Annotated in this window: 10 protein-coding genes; 4 read left to right on the plus strand and 6 right to left on the minus strand. The window is 35.5% G+C overall.

Annotated elements, in window-relative coordinates:
* Positions 1-74 precede the first annotated feature (74 nt).
* Positions 75-1,229: a ribonuclease D gene (rnd, locus tag Bho11B_RS04630; RefSeq protein WP_035006660.1), complete on the plus strand. Its 1,155-nt coding sequence runs from the start codon at positions 75-77 to the stop codon at positions 1,227-1,229.
* Positions 1,230-1,285: 56 nt separating this feature from the next.
* Here the strand turns inward: rnd and Bho11B_RS04635 are convergent, their stop codons facing one another.
* Positions 1,286-2,800, minus strand: coding sequence for a Ppx/GppA family phosphatase (locus Bho11B_RS04635; protein WP_035005729.1), 1,515 nt, complete (start codon positions 2,798-2,800; stop codon positions 1,286-1,288).
* A 32-nt stretch (positions 2,801-2,832) separates the two neighbouring features.
* The gene (locus Bho11B_RS04640) at positions 2,833-4,989 is read right to left on the minus strand and encodes an RNA degradosome polyphosphate kinase (protein ID WP_078673778.1); all 2,157 of its coding nucleotides are present in this window, start codon (positions 4,987-4,989) and stop codon (positions 2,833-2,835) included.
* A 340-nt stretch (positions 4,990-5,329) separates the two neighbouring features.
* On the opposite strand from Bho11B_RS04640, the gene Bho11B_RS04645 reads away from it, so the two are divergent.
* Entirely contained in the window at positions 5,330-5,578 is a 249-nt protein-coding gene (locus Bho11B_RS04645) for a zinc-finger domain-containing protein (protein ID WP_035005726.1), read from the plus strand.
* A gap of 21 nt (positions 5,579-5,599) precedes the next feature.
* Positions 5,600-6,859, plus strand: coding sequence for an FAD-binding protein (locus Bho11B_RS04650; RefSeq protein ID WP_035005724.1), 1,260 nt, complete (start codon positions 5,600-5,602; stop codon positions 6,857-6,859).
* A gap of 255 nt (positions 6,860-7,114) precedes the next feature.
* On the opposite strand, the gene dnaE is transcribed toward Bho11B_RS04650, so the two are convergent.
* On the minus strand, positions 7,115-10,603 hold the full coding sequence (gene dnaE, locus Bho11B_RS04655; protein WP_078674097.1) for a DNA polymerase III subunit alpha: 3,489 nt from the start codon (positions 10,601-10,603) through the stop codon (positions 7,115-7,117).
* Positions 10,604-10,984: 381 nt separating this feature from the next.
* Between dnaE and recG the strand changes: the two genes are divergently transcribed.
* Positions 10,985-13,090, plus strand: coding sequence for an ATP-dependent DNA helicase RecG (recG, locus tag Bho11B_RS04660; protein WP_078673779.1), 2,106 nt, complete (start codon positions 10,985-10,987; stop codon positions 13,088-13,090).
* Between the two features lie 232 nt (positions 13,091-13,322).
* Here recG and glmS read toward each other — a convergent pair whose 3' ends face one another.
* The 3 genes from glmS to Bho11B_RS04675 all read right to left on the minus strand — a co-directional run bounded on the left by glmS (position 13,323) and on the right by Bho11B_RS04675 (position 17,475).
* Positions 13,323-15,143: a glutamine--fructose-6-phosphate transaminase (isomerizing) gene (glmS, locus tag Bho11B_RS04665; RefSeq protein ID WP_078673780.1), complete on the minus strand. Its 1,821-nt coding sequence runs from the start codon at positions 15,141-15,143 to the stop codon at positions 13,323-13,325.
* Between the two features lie 179 nt (positions 15,144-15,322).
* Positions 15,323-16,672: a bifunctional UDP-N-acetylglucosamine diphosphorylase/glucosamine-1-phosphate N-acetyltransferase GlmU gene (gene glmU / locus Bho11B_RS04670; RefSeq protein ID WP_078673781.1), complete on the minus strand. Its 1,350-nt coding sequence runs from the start codon at positions 16,670-16,672 to the stop codon at positions 15,323-15,325.
* A 14-nt stretch (positions 16,673-16,686) separates the two neighbouring features.
* Complete coding sequence (locus Bho11B_RS04675) at positions 16,687-17,475, minus strand: cytochrome c biogenesis CcdA family protein (protein ID WP_078673782.1); 789 nt, start codon at positions 17,473-17,475, stop codon at positions 16,687-16,689.
* Between the last annotated feature and the right edge of the window lie 7 nt (positions 17,476-17,482).

A 17,482-nucleotide genomic window follows, 5' to 3' on the forward strand; every position in this document is an offset into this window, starting at 1 on the left:
TTTGTCAAGGTATGATTAAAAAGACTAAAAAAAATACAATAAAAGACAAATTTAATCTACTTAGCTATAATAAAATAATGGAACTTATTACAAACACTATAGATCTTGAAATTTCTATTGCCGCTTTGCGCAAATCTAATTTTGTAACAGTAGACACTGAATTTATACGTAAAACAACCTTCTGGCCTCAGCTATGCCTGATTCAGGTTGCATCACCAGATATTACAATACTTATTGATCCAATGGCGCAAGATATTAATCTACAACCATTTTTTGATCTAATGATTGATAAAAAAGTTGTTAAAGTTTTTCACGCTGCACGCCAAGATATCGAAATTATTTATCATCTCGGAGGAATTATTCCCTCTCCCCTCTTTGATACGCAAGTAGCAGGATCAATCTGTGGATTTGGTGATTCTATTTCCTATGATCAAATTGTACAACGTTGCACTGGACATCATCTTGATAAATCATCTCGTTTTACAGACTGGAGCTGTCGCCCCCTTTCTGAAAAGCAACTGCTCTACGCAGTTTCTGATGTTACTTATCTAAGAGACGTCTATCTTGCACTAAAAAAACAATTAGAGGAAAAAAAACGTACTCATTGGATGCATGATGAAATGGCACTCCTCTTAACACCGACGACATATGATATACCAGAAAATGAAGCTTGGAAAAAAGTAAAAGGAAGAATCACAAAAAAACGCGAACTTGCCGTATTGCAAAAAATAGCAGCTTGGCGTGAACGTGAAGCACGCCAATATAATGTCCCTCGTCGCCATATAATGAAAGATGAATGTCTTATTGAAATTGCAATCCAACAACCAAAGGATGAAGCTGCTCTGTATCGTTTACGTAGCATTAACAAAAGCTGGCATCATTCACCAGCTGTGCATACATTAATCGAAGCCATACACCAAGGCTTAAAAGCTGATCTTGCTACTTTACCTGCCCTTCCCAAGTATAATGCTATTGATGATAAAACAGCTGTTACAATTGATCTTCTTAAAGTACTATTAAAGCTTGTTGCAAACGAAAATAATATTGCACCTCAAATTATTGCAACATCCAGTGATTTAGAAAAAATTTCTAATGGCAATATTATTCATAATATCGCTGCTATGAATGGTTGGCGTTATGAAATTTTTGGTCAAAAAGCGGAACAAATGTTAAAAGGTCAAATAGCATTTTATTATAACAACGGAGAAGTAACGATCAAAAAACTTTAGTTTATAAATATGAAAATATTATAATAAATATTTTGATATTTCACCTTGCAAAGGAATCAAAAAACTTCAAAAACTAAGGGAAATTTAGTTATTTTTGATAATTGCTGTAAGCGTTTATAAGGCCGTTCGCTTATTAAATTTGCATAGCGCGCTGGAATATGTAATACAATATTGTCTAGCTTTTTTTGCCATGATAAATTAGGTAAGATTCCTGCAGTAGAGGCACTAAAAAGATTAGCGATACGCATAATTCCGCCAAGGATTCTTGCTTTTTCAACAATATCGCTAGTTGCTAATTTAAGAATCTCAGGAGCTTCCTTATCAAATGATAAGCCTGTATTACGGAAAAAGACTGCTAATGCAGCATAAATACGTCCCTTATGTGAAATTCCTGGATAAGATCCTAATGCTATCTGGTTAGCTGCTTCATTACCGCGATGATCTGGATGTATACGCCAACCGATATCAGAAAGAAGACAAGCAGCTTTACGATAACGACATTCATTTTCAGTTTCTAAAATTTCAAAAGCTTCAAATGCACCTGTGGTAAAATCAATCAGTTCACTTGCTTGTTTTGGTGAGCGTGCTCTTAAGATAGCCATTTCTAAACATGCTGTAATTAATGGATCAGAAACACGATCTTCTCGTGGTAATTTTGAATAAAGAAAACCTTCGCGAACCCCTGCTCCAGAAAAAACTATTTTTTTTAAATTCATGCATTGAATCAGTTCAATAAGAACAATCGCTCCATACGCTAAAAGCTGACGACGTTTTTTGGGAATAACTGAAATTTCTCTTATTTTTTCAATACCACCATTGATAACAAGAAGCAAAAATTCCTCCATCTCTTGCGCATCAACCTCATAGCCATGCATAACAGGTAATCGATAATTTTTGATGACCATATATAATTTTGCAAGATTACGCCAAGTTCCCCCTACTGCATAAAAGCAACGAGATATATCTTTACGCATAACAATGGAAGATTTACAAAGTTGCTCATGAACAATTTTTTTTGCCAAAATAAAATCATTATTTGACAAATATTGCAGTCGTAAACTACCTAATGGCAACGTTATCCCTTCACATACATTAGAATCATGAATATCAATAAGTTCAAGACTTCCACCGCCAAGATCACCAGACATACCATTTGGCTGATAAAAAGTAGAAATAACTCCGTAAGCTGAATAAATAGCTTCTTCACTTCCCGAAAGAACATGTATTTTATTTTGTAAAATATTTTCAGCGCTTTGAATAAAAGCTAATCCATTTTTTGCCTCTCGTACTGCTGCTGTTGCTAAAGTATAGATTTCATCTGCACCAACCTGTTGACAAACAGCATAAAATCGTTTCAGTGCTCGTAGTGCCATCTCGATTGATTTTTCTTCCAAAACTCCAGTTTTTGCAACACCTTGACCAAGACCACAAAAAACTTTTTCATTAAATAAAACTGCTGGTGAACGTACGAGGCCTTCATAAACAACAAGTCGAACAGAATTTGAACCAATGTCGATAACTGCAACGGGTTTATACCCTTTCAGCCAACCTTGAGTATTTATATATGTCATTGGATATTTCAGTCTTTAAGTGTTTTCATTTGTTACTGAAGCAACTCAATCAAAGGTGAAGTAGAAGTCTGAAAAAAGTTTTCATACTCGAAAAAAAGCACATTGCTCATAAAATACTCCTGTGCATTAAATAGCTTTTCATCTTTTTGCGGCTTTCTACGTCTTGATGTTCCATCGGCCAATATATCAAAGCTTTGTTGGTTATCAATAATATTAGCCAACATAATTTTTGAAAGAACTTGTTGATGAACTATTTTATTTAAAATTGGAACCAATACTTCAACACGATGATCCAGATTACGAGGCATCATATCAGCTGAGCCCAAATAAACAATAGCATTCTTATTTGGCAAATTCTCACCATTACCAAAACAGAAAATGCGACTATGCTCAAGAAATCGTCCTACTATTGATTTCACACGAATATTATCTGAGATCCCTGGAATACCAGGACGTAAACAACATATACCCCGCACAACCAAATCAATCTGTACCCCCATTTGACTAGCATGGTATAAAGCATCAATAATTTCAGGATCAACCAATGAGTTTACCTTCATCCAGATAGCAGCTATCCGCCCTTGTTGTGCATTGGTAATTTCCTTTTTGATATGTTCAAGAATACGGCTACGCAATGTTAATGGTGAAAATGCTATTTTCATTGGTTTATTTGGCTGTGCGTATTTGGTAAGATAATTAAAAAGCAGTCCAACATCATGAGCAATGTCATCATCAGTTGTAAAAAAGGAAAGATCGGTATACATTTTAGCGGTAATTGGATGATAATTCCCAGTTCCAAGGTGAACATAAAAACGACGACAGTTCTCTTCACATCTTATCACTAAAGACATTTTAGCATGTGTTTTTAATTCAACAAAACCAAAAATTACTTGAACTCCTGCACATTCAAGATCACGTGCCCAACGAATATTAGCCTCTTCATCAAAACGGGCTTTTAATTCTACTAATGCTGTCACCGTCTTACCTCGCTCAGCAGCATGAATAAGAGCACTAACAATCGGACTATCATTTGATGTACGATAAAGAGTTTGCTTGATTTCAATTACATTAGGATCAGCGGCAGCTTGACGTAAAAATTGTATAACAACATCAAATGTTTCGTAAGGATGATGAATAACAATATCTCTTTCACGAATAGCTGCAAAACAATCACCACCATGCTCACGAATACACTCTGGAATACGAGGACTATGAGAAATAAATTTTAAATCATCGCGCGGAATAGAAGCAATTTCTGAAATCATATTTAGTGCTAACAAACCATTGATAACACTCACACAATTACTAGGTACTCTAAGTGCATCCGTTATGAATTGGCGTAAATTTTCAGGCATTTTCATATTAAATTCAATTCGAATAACTTCTCCACGACGACGTTTTTTTAACGCAGTTTCAAAAAAATGAACAAGATCTTCTGCTTCTTCTTCTACTTCAATATCGCTATCGCGGATAATTCTAAATGTTCCAGCCCCATTGTTATCATAACCAGGGAATAAACGATCAATAAAAAGACAGACAAGATCTTCCAATAAAATAAAACGAAAATTATTTTCCTCTTGAGGAAGAAGAATAAAACGCTTCAAAGTATTAGGAACAGGTAAAAACACCATTATAGAATGCTGATCAACGCGCCGTAATAATTGGAACGCAAGAGAAAAACCTAAATTAGGAATAAAAGGAAAAGAATGTATAGAATCAATAAGAGAAGGTGCTAAAACAGGAAAAACTTCCTTTAAAAAATACCTTTCAACCCACAATTTTTCAACTTTGGAAAGCTTGTCAGAACAGACAATTTCAATATTATTTTGTTTTAGCTCATAACGTAAGGTACGTAATTCTTGTTGCTGATTAGCTTGCAAATATGCAATCTCAGTTAATACAAAATCCAGCTGTTCCTGCGGTGTAAGTCCGTCTGCACTACATTCTGTAATCCCAGAACGAATTTGAGCAGCAAGGCCAGCAACACGAACCATGAAGAACTCATCAAGATTAGTTGCTGAAATTGAAAGAAACTGTACCCGTTCCAATAAAGGATTCTTAGAATTTGCAGCTTCCATTAAAACACGATTATTAAATTGTAACCATGAAAACTCACGATTAACAAATCGCGCTGGATTATCCATCGTTATATCCCGCATAGTAATTTGATCTGTCAGCGTTTGTTTCATATATTCAGTTAAAATTCTTTATATTTTATAGAAACCTTTACAAAATAAAAATCGCGCTCTTATGAAGATAAGATCCTAATTTTATCTATTTTTTATCAAATTTTGTAAACTGCAAAAATTTCAAAAGTCCTGACTCAATCATAATATTCAATCATAATATAATGACTAACTCTCTCCATATTAACTATATGAATATTTTAAAAACAATTGAATCTACCCTCATTTATAAGTTATCTGAAAAAGCATCTTGCATTATAGTATATCGTATTACAAATTAATAATTAAAACACATGATTTAAATCATACCTTATTAAGATAATTTATCTGGAGTTTACGCATTATGGCTGATTATAATATTCCGTATTTTCAAAATGATAATGGATACAAAACAATCGAAATTGGTGTAAAAGAATTTATGTGTATAGGGGCTACGCAACCATTCGATCATCCCCATATTTTTCTTGAAATGGGAGCAGCTGATGAAAAAATTTGCCCCTATTGTTCAACACTTTATCGCTATAATCATACACTACCACATAATCAGACAAATCCTACAGGATGTACGTATCATCTCAAAGATTCTTTATAAAAGATTCTCTTTTTCTTTGATATGAAACAGCTAAAAGATCAATCTCTAATTATCATTGGAGCAGGCATTGCGGGATTAAGCTCTGCTTTAGCACTTGCTCATAAAGGAATTGCAAGTACTATTATTGAGAAGCGGAAGCAGCTTGATAGTATTGGTTCTGGTATTCAACTTACTCCAAATGCAACACGCATTCTTGACCGTTGGGGAATGCTTAATACACTTATTAAATTAGGTATTAAACCGCGTTTTCTTGAATTAAAAGATGGTATATCTTTGAAAACGCATTTACATGCAGACCTTATTAACTTATCTGAAAAGCGCTGGAAATCTCCTTATATTACAATTCATCGAGCTGATTTACAGAACGTTTTATATAATGCTGTTATTAAGAACCCTCTTATTAAATACAAAATGGGAGAAAGCATCATATCATCTACCCAATCTACAGGGGATAATATTAAAATAAAAACAATCACAATAGAAGAAAAAACTGGAATACAACGATATCAATTTTATTCAACACCACTTCTCATTGGATGTGATGGTGTTTGGTCAACATTGCGACAGTTTTCCCCCTTTCATGAAAAAGCTAGTTTCACTAACTTCATCGCATGGCGAGCAACAAAATCATTTGAGAGTCTTTCTCCAAAATTTTGTTCTTTATTACAAAATATAAAAACAATTACTGCTTGGATGGGACCTAAAAATCACCTTGTTGCCTATCCTATTGAGTCAATAAAAACATTCAATTTCGTAGCCATCACTCATGGAGAAAATCCAGGAAAAAGATGGAAGCAAACAGGAAATAAAGAGAAACTCAAATCTCTTTTTAATGATTGGAATCCAAAAATTCTGCAAATTTTTAATCACATTGATGAGTGGAGCTATTGGCCATTATTTCAAATGAATCATAATCGTTTTTTAGGTTTACAACAGCAAGTCTTTGTAGGTGATTGTGCGCATGCATTTTTACCCTTCGCAGCACAAGGTGCTGCTATGGCAATAGAGGATGCCGCCACATTAGCAGAAGTACTCTCTCTGGATAATCTCTCACTCGCTGAAGCCACTGCACTTTATGAAAAAATACGCAAACCACGTATTACTGCTGTAAAAAAACGTGGAGATTTTAATAGATTTGTCTATCATGCAACTGGGCCGATAGCAATTGCACGTAATTTCTTTATGAAAATTCATACACCAGAAAATATTATGTCTCGCCTTGATTGGCTATACTCTTATGACGCCATGGACTTGACAAAAAATAATATTAAAAAGCATTGAGTAGAAAATTTATAAAAATTATAGTCTCATTGCCTTAAACAACCAAAATTACAATTCTATTTTCATTGTAAATATAAAAAAATTTTAAACGTTAATAATACAATTTGTAAAGCAAATAAAGCGTTTATTTTGCAAATGTCAATTTGCTAATACTAATTTACTTTAATCTTTCAAGCTGACTTAAAATATAATTTTCATAACACTAAAGAAATATAATACTACTTGCTTAAAAAAATAATCTTTATCCTATAAACTTTAGCTTAACTCGACATCAACTACACCAGAAAGAACTTTTATAGCATTGACTACATGGGCATTCACTTTATACCTTTCTGGAAGAGCTATCTCAACTTCTCGAAGTCCGTCCTCTTGAATTAGTACAAGTGCTACCTCTCCTTTGCCTTCAGAATTCAAATTCTGCTCAATTTGTGGTAGCATATCTATTGTTTTTAGGAAAATGCGCATCATTTTATGACATTGCAGTGCTTGTTCTTCTAAGGACTGAATTGTTTCAATACGCAAACTAATTCCTTCAGAGCGATCCTCCGCAACAACTGTAATGATAAAAGATTTTCCAGGCTCCAGCATATCTCCGTATACAGAAAGTCCTTCAGAAAATATAACTGCTTCATATTGCCCACTCGTATCAGAAAACTGAATCACTCCCATTTTCTTACCAGATTTTGTTTTACGAATTTGTTTTGCTACAACAGTTCCAGCAAGCCGGGCAGCAGTAGCTCCCCCTTTAACTGAAGCAGCAAAATTGTTCCAAGTCTGAACACGTTTTTTAATAAGAACATCTTGATACTCACTCAAAGGATGAGCAGAAAAATAAAAACCTATTACCTGAAATTCATAATGAAGTTTCTCAGCAACAGACCAAGGAGATGCTTGAGATAAAATCAAAGGCTCTTTTAACCCACCTACCATCTCAAATATATCAACTTGCCCACTAGAATTATTATCAAGAATACGAAGAGCACGTGCGTTAAGAGTTACCAGGCTTGCTAGTAGAACTTCACGAGCAACATTAAAACAATCAAAGGCGCCAGCGTAAATCAAACTCTCCATAGCGCGCTTATTCACAATACGAGGATCAATACGTTCACAAAAATCTTCTAAATCCCTAAAAGGCTTGTCTCCACGACAAGCCACGATATGATCAACGACCATATCTCCCACCCCTTTAACAGCAGAAAGGGAATAATAAATACAATTCTCACCAACTTCAAAAATGCGGTGTGATGTTTGCACACAGGGCGCAATAACCTCAATTCCTAATCTTAATGCCTCACGTCGAAAATCATTGAGCTTATCTGTATTTGTCATATCATATGTCATAGATGCAGCCAAAAACTCTACAGGATGGTGTGCTTTCATATAAGCTGTATGATAAGAAACAATCGCATAAGCGGTAGCATGCGACTTATTAAAACCGTAATCCGCAAATTTTGCTAAAAGATCAAAGATTACATTAGCCTGCTCCTTATCAAGGCCACCATCAACGGCCCCACTTACAAAGCGTGCACGTTGTTCTTGCATTTCTTTATGAATTTTTTTACCCATAGCTCTACGCAATAAATCTGCTTCTCCGAGTGAGTAGCCAGCAAGCTCCTGAGCAATCTGCATCACTTGTTCTTGATAAACAATAACACCTTGCGTTTCTTTAACTAAATGGTCTATTTTAGGATGAATAGAGGTAATTTCTTCTTCTTTATGTTTGCGTATATTATATGTCGAAATATTCTCCATCGGACCAGGACGATAAAGCGCTACAAGAGCAATAATATCTTCAATACAATCTGGCCTCATACCAATAAGTGCTTTACGCATACCAGCACTTTCAACTTGAAACACGCCAACTGTTTCACCACGTGACATCATAGCATAAGTTGCTTCATCATTAAGGGGAATATGCGATAAATCTACCTTCGTGCCTTTTCGTGCGACAAAATCAACAGCCATCTTTAAAACAGTAAGCGTTTTTAAACCTAAAAAATCAAATTTTACCAATCCAGATTGTTCAACATATTTCATATTAAATTGAGTTACAGGCATATCAGAGCGTGGATCACGATACATCGGTACAAGCTCTGATAATGGACGATCACCAATAACAATCCCTGCAGCATGAGTAGAGGCATGACGATAGAGTCCTTCTAGCTGAAGTGCTATATCTAACATACGCCCAATAACAGGGTCCTTTTTCTTTTCTTCTTCAAATTTTGGTTCATCTATAATAGCTTGTGCTAACTCAATATTACTACCAGGAGTAGCAGGAACTAATTTTGTCAGATAGTCTACCAGACGATAAGGTACCTCTAAAACACGACCAACATCACGCAATACTGCACGTGCTTGCAATTTACCGAATGTAATAATCTGAGCGACTTGATCGCAGCCATATTTTTGCTGAACATAACGAATAACCTCTTCGCGTCGTTCTTGACAAAAATCGATATCAAAATCTGGCATAGAAACACGATCTGGATTAAGAAAACGTTCAAATAAAAGAGAAAAACGTAAAGGATCAACATCAGTGATCGTTAGTGCATAGGCAACAAGGGACCCAGCACCAGAACCACGCCCTGGACCGACAGGAATATCATGAGCTTTTGCCCATTTGATAAAATCCGAAACAATGAGAAAATAACCAGAGAATTGCATCCGCGTAATAACTGAAATTTCATAATTAAGCCGCTGCTCATAATCTGCAATTGTATAGCCTTCTGCTAAACCAATTGTCTCAAGACGCATTTTTAAACCGGCTTTGGCTTGATCTAATAATTCCTTAGCTTCTGCTTCTAAAACAGAGGATGTATCTGTAGATCGCTCTATAAAACCAGGCAAAATCGGTTTTCTAATTGGTGCATAAGCATGACAGCGTAAAGCAATTTCAACACTATTTTCCAAAGCCTCCGGAAGATCAGAAAACAGTGAAACCATTTCATCTTGTGACTTTAAATAATGATCTGATGTCACACGTTTACGATTTGGATTAGAAACAACTTGCCCTTCCGCAACAGCCATGAGCGCATCATGAGCAGCATATCCTTCTTTATTGAGAAAAAATGCCTCATTAGTAGCAACAAGAGGAATCTCATAGGTGTAAGCTAGTTCAATAAGCGCTTCTTCCACTTTCCGATCATAAGAACCATGCCGTTGTAATTCAACATAAAGACGATCACCAAAAATTTTCTTCAAATAAGTTAAACGCTCAATAGCTCGTTCTTTTTTATCTTCAGTTAAAGCCGAATTAATAGGCCCTCCTGGTCCACCAGTTAAAGCAATAATTCCTTCATGGTGTCTTAAGAGAAAATCAGCTTTAATATGCGGAAGATCCGTATCATTCTTATCAAGATATGCACGACTAACAAGCCGAACCAAATGCGAATAACCTGTTTCACTCGCAGCAAATAATACAATGGAAGAATAATCAGAAGAATGATGCAATTTAGTTAAAGGTGAATTACAATTTTCATCACCAAAATCAATAGCAAGCTGACAACCAATAATAGGTTGAATACCATCAGAAAAACAGTATTGTGAAAACTCTAAAGCACCAAATAAATTATTTGTATCCGTAATAGCTATGGCAGGCATACGATCAGAAATGGCGTGCTGAATGATTTGTTTGACTTTTAAAGCACCTTCAAGAAGTGAATAAGCTGAGTGTACCCTCAAGTGAATAAAGCGAGGGAGAGAGTTTTTATTATCGGGTGTTTTTCTTTTTTTTCCTGACACTTGCACTATTTCCCATTAAAATAGATACCAAATTGCAATTTTTATTTTTGTAAACGATCTTTGACTTACACCAAAGCCACAATCCTAGCACTCTAGAATATCCAAAAGACATACTAATTTCATTGATATCGATAAATGACCATCAAACAAATAGCTATAGCCACAATAAAAAAATATATAAATAAAATAGAGTAGCATATAAAATGATTAATGTTGATTATCTTTTTATCATGTTCTTATTTTCTTCATTATCGGACTATTTAATTCCATAACCCACATCTTAAGAAAACAATAATGCAACTATTTTTATATACTGAGTGATTTATCTTCAAAAAGTTCTTTCTAAATACTAGAAAAAAACAAAGAGAGTTAAATTTTCGTATGCGTCCAAGCCTTCTGAATCCCCTTTTTACCTCTATTAACACCCTCGCTGGAGTTAATACAAAAATATGTTCTTTATTTGCTAAAGTTTTAAATATTAATCTTGTGCAACGCGAACCTACTCTTATTGATCTTCTTCGATTGATGCCTCATTCTGTTATAGACCGCAGAAAACAACCCAATATTTCTTTCGCACAAGAAGGAGATATTGTTACTCTTGAAATTATTATCGATCAACATATACCACCAACGAATCACAGTCGAGCACCTTATCGTGTCATTGGTTATGATCGAACAGGTACAATAAATTTAATATTTTTTCACGCCCAACGCTCTTGGCTAGAGAAGCAATTGCCAAAAGGGAAAAAAGTAATCGTATCAGGTAAAGTAGAACGGTTTAAAGGGCAGCTTTCAATGATTCACCCTGATCATATACTTTTTTATGAACAACTCGATCAGATGCCATTTATTGAACCGATTTATCCCTCTACTGCAGGGCTTTCCACAAAGACACTAAGACGAGCAACGAAAAAAGCCCTTGATTTTATTCCTTCTTTGCCAGAATGGATAGAAGAAAGTATAAAAAAGGAGCATAACTTTTCTTCTTTTGCTGTTTCTTTACGCCGCATTCACGACCCTATCAATCCTGATGATCTTACCCTAGAAAGTACAGCGCGTAAGCGTCTTGCTTATGATGAATTTTTTGCTAATCAAATAGCTCTTGGCCTTGTACGCCTAGAGACTAAATCACTTTCAGGTACTTCTCGCCCACCTACAGGTGCTTATACTAAAAAACTACTTGAAATCCTACCCTTTCAGCTTACAAATGGACAAATAAAAGCAATTAAAGATATCGAAAATGATTTAGCTTCACCTGAACCCATGTTAAGGCTTCTTCAAGGTGATGTGGGAACAGGAAAAACCGTAGTTGCACTGATGGCAATAGCTCAAATTGCTGAAAATTCAGGGCAATCAGCCTTAATGGTTCCAACAGAAGTTCTTGCTCGACAACATTTTGCTACAATCGCTCCCCTTGCTGAAAAAATCGGTTTACAAACAGCCCTATTAACTGGGCGAGAAAAAGGAAAAGTGCGCGCAAAAATTCTTGATACTATTTTATCAAGAGAAGCTTCTATCATTATCGGTACCCATGCTTTGATACAGGAGCATGTCACTTATAATAACCTTGCTCTGGCTATTATTGATGAACAACATCGTTTTGGTGTACACCAACGTCTTACCCTTACTGCAAAAGGCAATAAGCCTGACATGCTTGTTATGACAGCAACTCCTATTCCACGTACGTTGATACTAACATCTTATGGTGATATGGACGCATCAAAAATTACAGATAAACCAATTGGGCGGAATCCTATCACAACTGCAACAATTCCTTCAGAACGGATAAATGAACTTATAGAACGAATTGCTACTGCAGTACAAAAAGAAGAAAAAATTTATTGGATCTGTCCTCTTGTGGAAGAATCCAAAACTCTTCAGCTTACTTCTATTGAAAATCGCTTTGCGAGCTTACAAAAACGGTTTGGAACTCGTGTCGGTATGATACATGGAAAAATGTCTACTGATGAAAAAGAAACCGTAATGGCATCCTTTAAAAATGCTAATATATGCATTTTAGTTGCAACTACAGTCATTGAAGTAGGAGTTGATATTCCTGATGCTTCAATTATTGTTATCGAGCATGCGGAGCATTTTGGTCTTGCACAACTACACCAATTACGTGGACGTGTTGGACGAGGAAATAAAAAATCCTCCTGTATTTTACTCTATAAGGGCCCTCTCACCAAAACAGCTGAAGCACGTCTCAATATCATGCGAAATACAGAAGATGGTTTTACAATTGCTGAAGAAGATTTGCGTCTACGAGGTGAAGGCGAATTATTAGGAACACGACAATCTGGTATGCCTGAATTCTATATAGCAAACCTTGCAGTCCATCGTAATCTTTTATTTATAGCAAAAAAGAATGCGAATTTATTATTACAACGCGATCCTAATCTTTCTTCAGAACAGGGATATGCTGTGCGCTTACTTCTTTATCTTTTTGGACGCGATGATGCTCTTCAGCTATTACGTGCAGGTTAGTTTTTTAATAATTTTATCAACACAACCAACAAAAAATCAACTGTTAAACAAGATTTTCACCCACTTCAAAAAGAGAGCATATCCTCCTGTAAAGATCAAAAAGCTTATTAAAACACTCTGGTCATTGTTGATGATATATTTAAAAGTCATTTTGATAAAATAAAATGTTTTTATATATCAGTTGCAGATACTGATTTATCATTTCTATAATTCTTAAAAAATAAATCATTTTTTACTCAACGGTCACTGATTTTGCTAAATTACGTGGTTGATCAACATCTGTCCCCAACAAAACAGCTGTATGATAAGCAATTAACTGAACAGGCAAAGCATAAATAATAGGAGCAATAAACTCTGGAACATCTGGTAAAATAATAGTCGATAAGGAAGAAAAATGAGTTGCTGCTGCTTCTCCTCTTTTATCCGTTATCAAAATAATATGGCCATTACGCGCAGCAACCTCTTGCATATTAGAGAATGTTTTTCCAAACCATCTATCATAAGGGGCTACAACAATAACTGGTATTTTTTCATCAATCAGCGCAATCGGCCCATGTTTTAATTCACCAGCAGCATAACCTTCAGCATGAATATAAGAAAGTTCTTTCAGTTTGAGCGCTCCCTCTAAAGCAATTGGATAAGAAGTGCCTCGCCCAAGATAGAGTACACCTTTTGCATTTACTAAACTACGACATAATTGTTCAATTTTTTCATCCAGCTTTAAAACTTCATTTAAAATCCTAGGAACTTCTGCTAATTGCTGAACCAATTGCTGTTCTGTTGTTTTTGAAAGATATCCACGCTGTTTAGCTGCACTAAGTGCCATTGCAGCAAGAGTGGATAATTGACAAGTAAAAGCTTTTGTCGAAGCAACACCAATTTCTGGTCCTGCGAAGGTTGGTAAAACAAAATCAGCTTCTCTTGCCATCGTTGATTGCATAACATTCACAACTGTTGCTGTTTTTACACCAAGATTTCGGCAGTAGCGTAAAGACGCTAAAGTATCAGCCGTTTCACCAGACTGGGAAACAAATACCGATAACACATCAGATGTTATCGGTGGTTCACGATAACGGAATTCAGAAGCTACATCATTATCGATACTTAAAGCAGCAAAATTTTCAAACCAGTAACGCGCAACTAAAGTTGAATAGTAAGCTGTCCCACAACTAGCGAATAATACTCGATTAATCTTGCTCCAATCGATCAAACTTTCAAGCAGAATACCTTGTCTAAAATCAAGATAGTGCGTCAAATTATGTGAAATAACTTCAGGCTGTTCAAACATTTCTTTACGCATAAAATGACGATGACGACCTTTAGAAACGAGCAAAGACCCTTCAAATAAAGTCGTAATAGGGCGCTCTACTTGCCGATTATCCGTATTGTAAATTTTTATTCCTTCACGTTTGATAACTGCATAATCTCCATCTTCCAGATAGCTTATACGATTTGTAAATGGCGCTAAAGCAATCGCATCAGACCCCACAAAAAACGCATCTTTACCATAACCAATCACTAATGGTGGTCCAGAGCGAACAGCAATCATAAGATTGTCTTCACCTTCAAAAATAAGAGAAAAAGCAAAAGCACCCTGGAGTTTTTTCCAGCCTGTGTACGTTGCTTCTTGTGGAGAAAGACCATTTTTCAATTCGCGTGTAATCAAATGAGCAATAACCTCCGTATCCGTTTCTGTTTCGAAGGTATAACCGTCCTCAACGAGTTCCTTTTGTAGTTCTACAAAATTTTCAATAATGCCATTATGAACAACTGCAAGTCTCTCAGTCATATGAGGATGAGCATTTCGTTCTACAGCAATCCCATGCGTAGCCCAGCGAGTATGACCAATTCCTAAATTACCTTCCAGAGGTTTTTTTCCTAATTTTTCTTCTAAATGAACTAATTTACCTTCAGCTCGAACACGATGAAGACGCCCATTATGCACTGTCGCTAAACCAGATGAGTCATATCCTCTATACTCAAGACGCTTCAAGCCATCAATCAAATGGGATGCAACAGATTTATTTCCAAGAATTCCAATAATTCCACACATTAAAAAGCTCCAATTTACACCCCAAATTGATAATAAACATTATAAAAAATCAAACGATCTACATTCTAAATCTAAACAGCCTATAAATTATATAAATTGATATGGCATGGTCATAAATAAGAACAAGTGTCTCCATAATTATTAGATCACTATTAAAACTGAGAAATAAATAAAAACAATTAACTCTTTTTTTTATTTGCTGATAAACGCTCACGTAATTTTTCTGCACGATCCTCTTTTATAATCTGCCGTGCACGCCCCAAAGCCATACTGTCAGCGGGAACATTTTCAGTGATAACACTTCCTGAAGCGATATAGGCTCCTTCCCCTATGATCAAAGGAGAAACAAGTGCTGAATTAGAACCAATAAAAGCATTGTCTCCAATCACAATTTTATGTTTGTTAAAACCATCATAATTACAAGTAATTGTACCAGCTCCAATATTAGTATGCTTCCCAATTTCTGCATCCCCGATATAACTCAAATGGTTAATCTTGGAACACTCTCCTATTTTTGCTTGCTTAATTTCACAAAAATTTCCAATCTTAACCGATCGTTCTAACTCTGTTCCTGGTCGCAAACGCGCATAAGGTCCAATCTCTGCATCCATACCAATCACAACACCTTCTAGATAACTAAATGCGTGAATAACTGCACCAGATTGCACTTTTACTCCTGATCCGAAATAAACATTTGGTTCAATCACAACATCTGATTCAACTTCTGTATCATAAGAAAAATAAACACTTTCTGGCTTTAATATTCGAACACCAGATAACATGAGATCGCGCGCTTTACGTTTTTGCCATAAAACATCAACCTCAAAAAGCTCAAAACAATTATTAATTCCTACAACATTATCAAAAGGCACTTCCACAACCTGAATGTTTAACCCCTCACAAGCTGCAATAGAAACAATATCTGTTAGATAATATTCTCCTTTCAAATTGTTATTATTAACTTTATCTAGAAGAGAAAGAGCATACTTTCCCTTAATGGCCATTATTCCACCATTACAAAAAGAGATTTTTTTCTCTTCATCGCTTGCATCTTGTTCTTCTACAATCGCAATAATCTTACCATCTTTATTGAAAAGACGACCATAACCTGTTGGATTAGAAGTATAAAAACCAGTGACAACAACATCTGCTCCCTTAGAAAGTTGTTCACGAATTTTGACCAATGTATTTTGCTCAATTAAAGGAGTATCTCCAAAAACAATGAGAACATCATCCACTTCTTTTTCCAAAGCAATTCGTGCAGATAAAACTGCATGAGCAGTACCTAGTCGCTCTTTTTGCTCAAAAATCATCGCATTTTTTACAAATGATTGTACAGTTTTAGTAACATCTTCTGCACCAACCCCTACAACCACTGCTAATTGTGAAGAATTTAATAATTCTATTTGTCTTATCACGTGACACACAAGTGGTAACCCAGCCACTTTATGGAGGACCTTAGGAAGAGACGATTTCATACGCGTCCCTTCACCTGCTGCGAGAACAATAGAAAGACAACTTCTAACCATAAAAGCACATATAATTAACGAAAAAATCCAAATAAATTTATAATATCATGCCAACTAATCGTTTCAATATTACCTAACGAAGGATAATTTTCTAAAAGCCAAAAAGATAAATTTTGCATAGAACCTGTCAAAAATAAAATACCTGTAATAATCAGAAAAATACCTATAATTTTTTCAACTTTTCCTAAATGAACACGAAAAGCCCCTAAAAATCCCATGAAGCTACTTGAAAACAAAGCTGCTAACAGAAAAGGTACTCCAAGACCCAATGCATAAACACCCAAAAGCATAGCGCCTTCACTTACGGTTTCTTTCGTTCCTGCAAGCGTTATAATAGGCCCTAAAATTGGACCAATACATGGTGTCCAACCAAATGCAAAAGCTAACCCAATAATATAAGCTCCTAAAGGTCCAGCAGGCGTTTTTCGTGTTTGAAAGCGCGCTTCACGCAATAATAAACCAATCTTGAAAAGCCCTAAAAAATTTAAACCAAAAATAATAATGATAATTCCAGATGCAATAGCAAACCAATCACGATAGTAACCGATGAATTTGCCAAGTGTACTTGCACTTGCACCCAAGAGAACAAAAACAGTTGTAAACCCAAAAACAAAAGCAATAACAGAAGACAAAAGTACTAAGCGTACAGATGCTCTTCTATCTTGTTTTTCTGATCGAAAATCGTCAATGCTAACACCTGCCATATAGCACAAATAAGGAGGAACTAATGGCAAAACACATGGTGATAAAAAAGATAATGCACCAGCAAAAAAAACACTTAATGTTGAAAATTCTATAACCAAAACTTTA

This window comes from Bartonella sp. 11B, assembly GCF_002022625.1.
GTDB lineage: Bacteria > Pseudomonadota > Alphaproteobacteria > Rhizobiales > Rhizobiaceae > Bartonella > Bartonella rochalimae.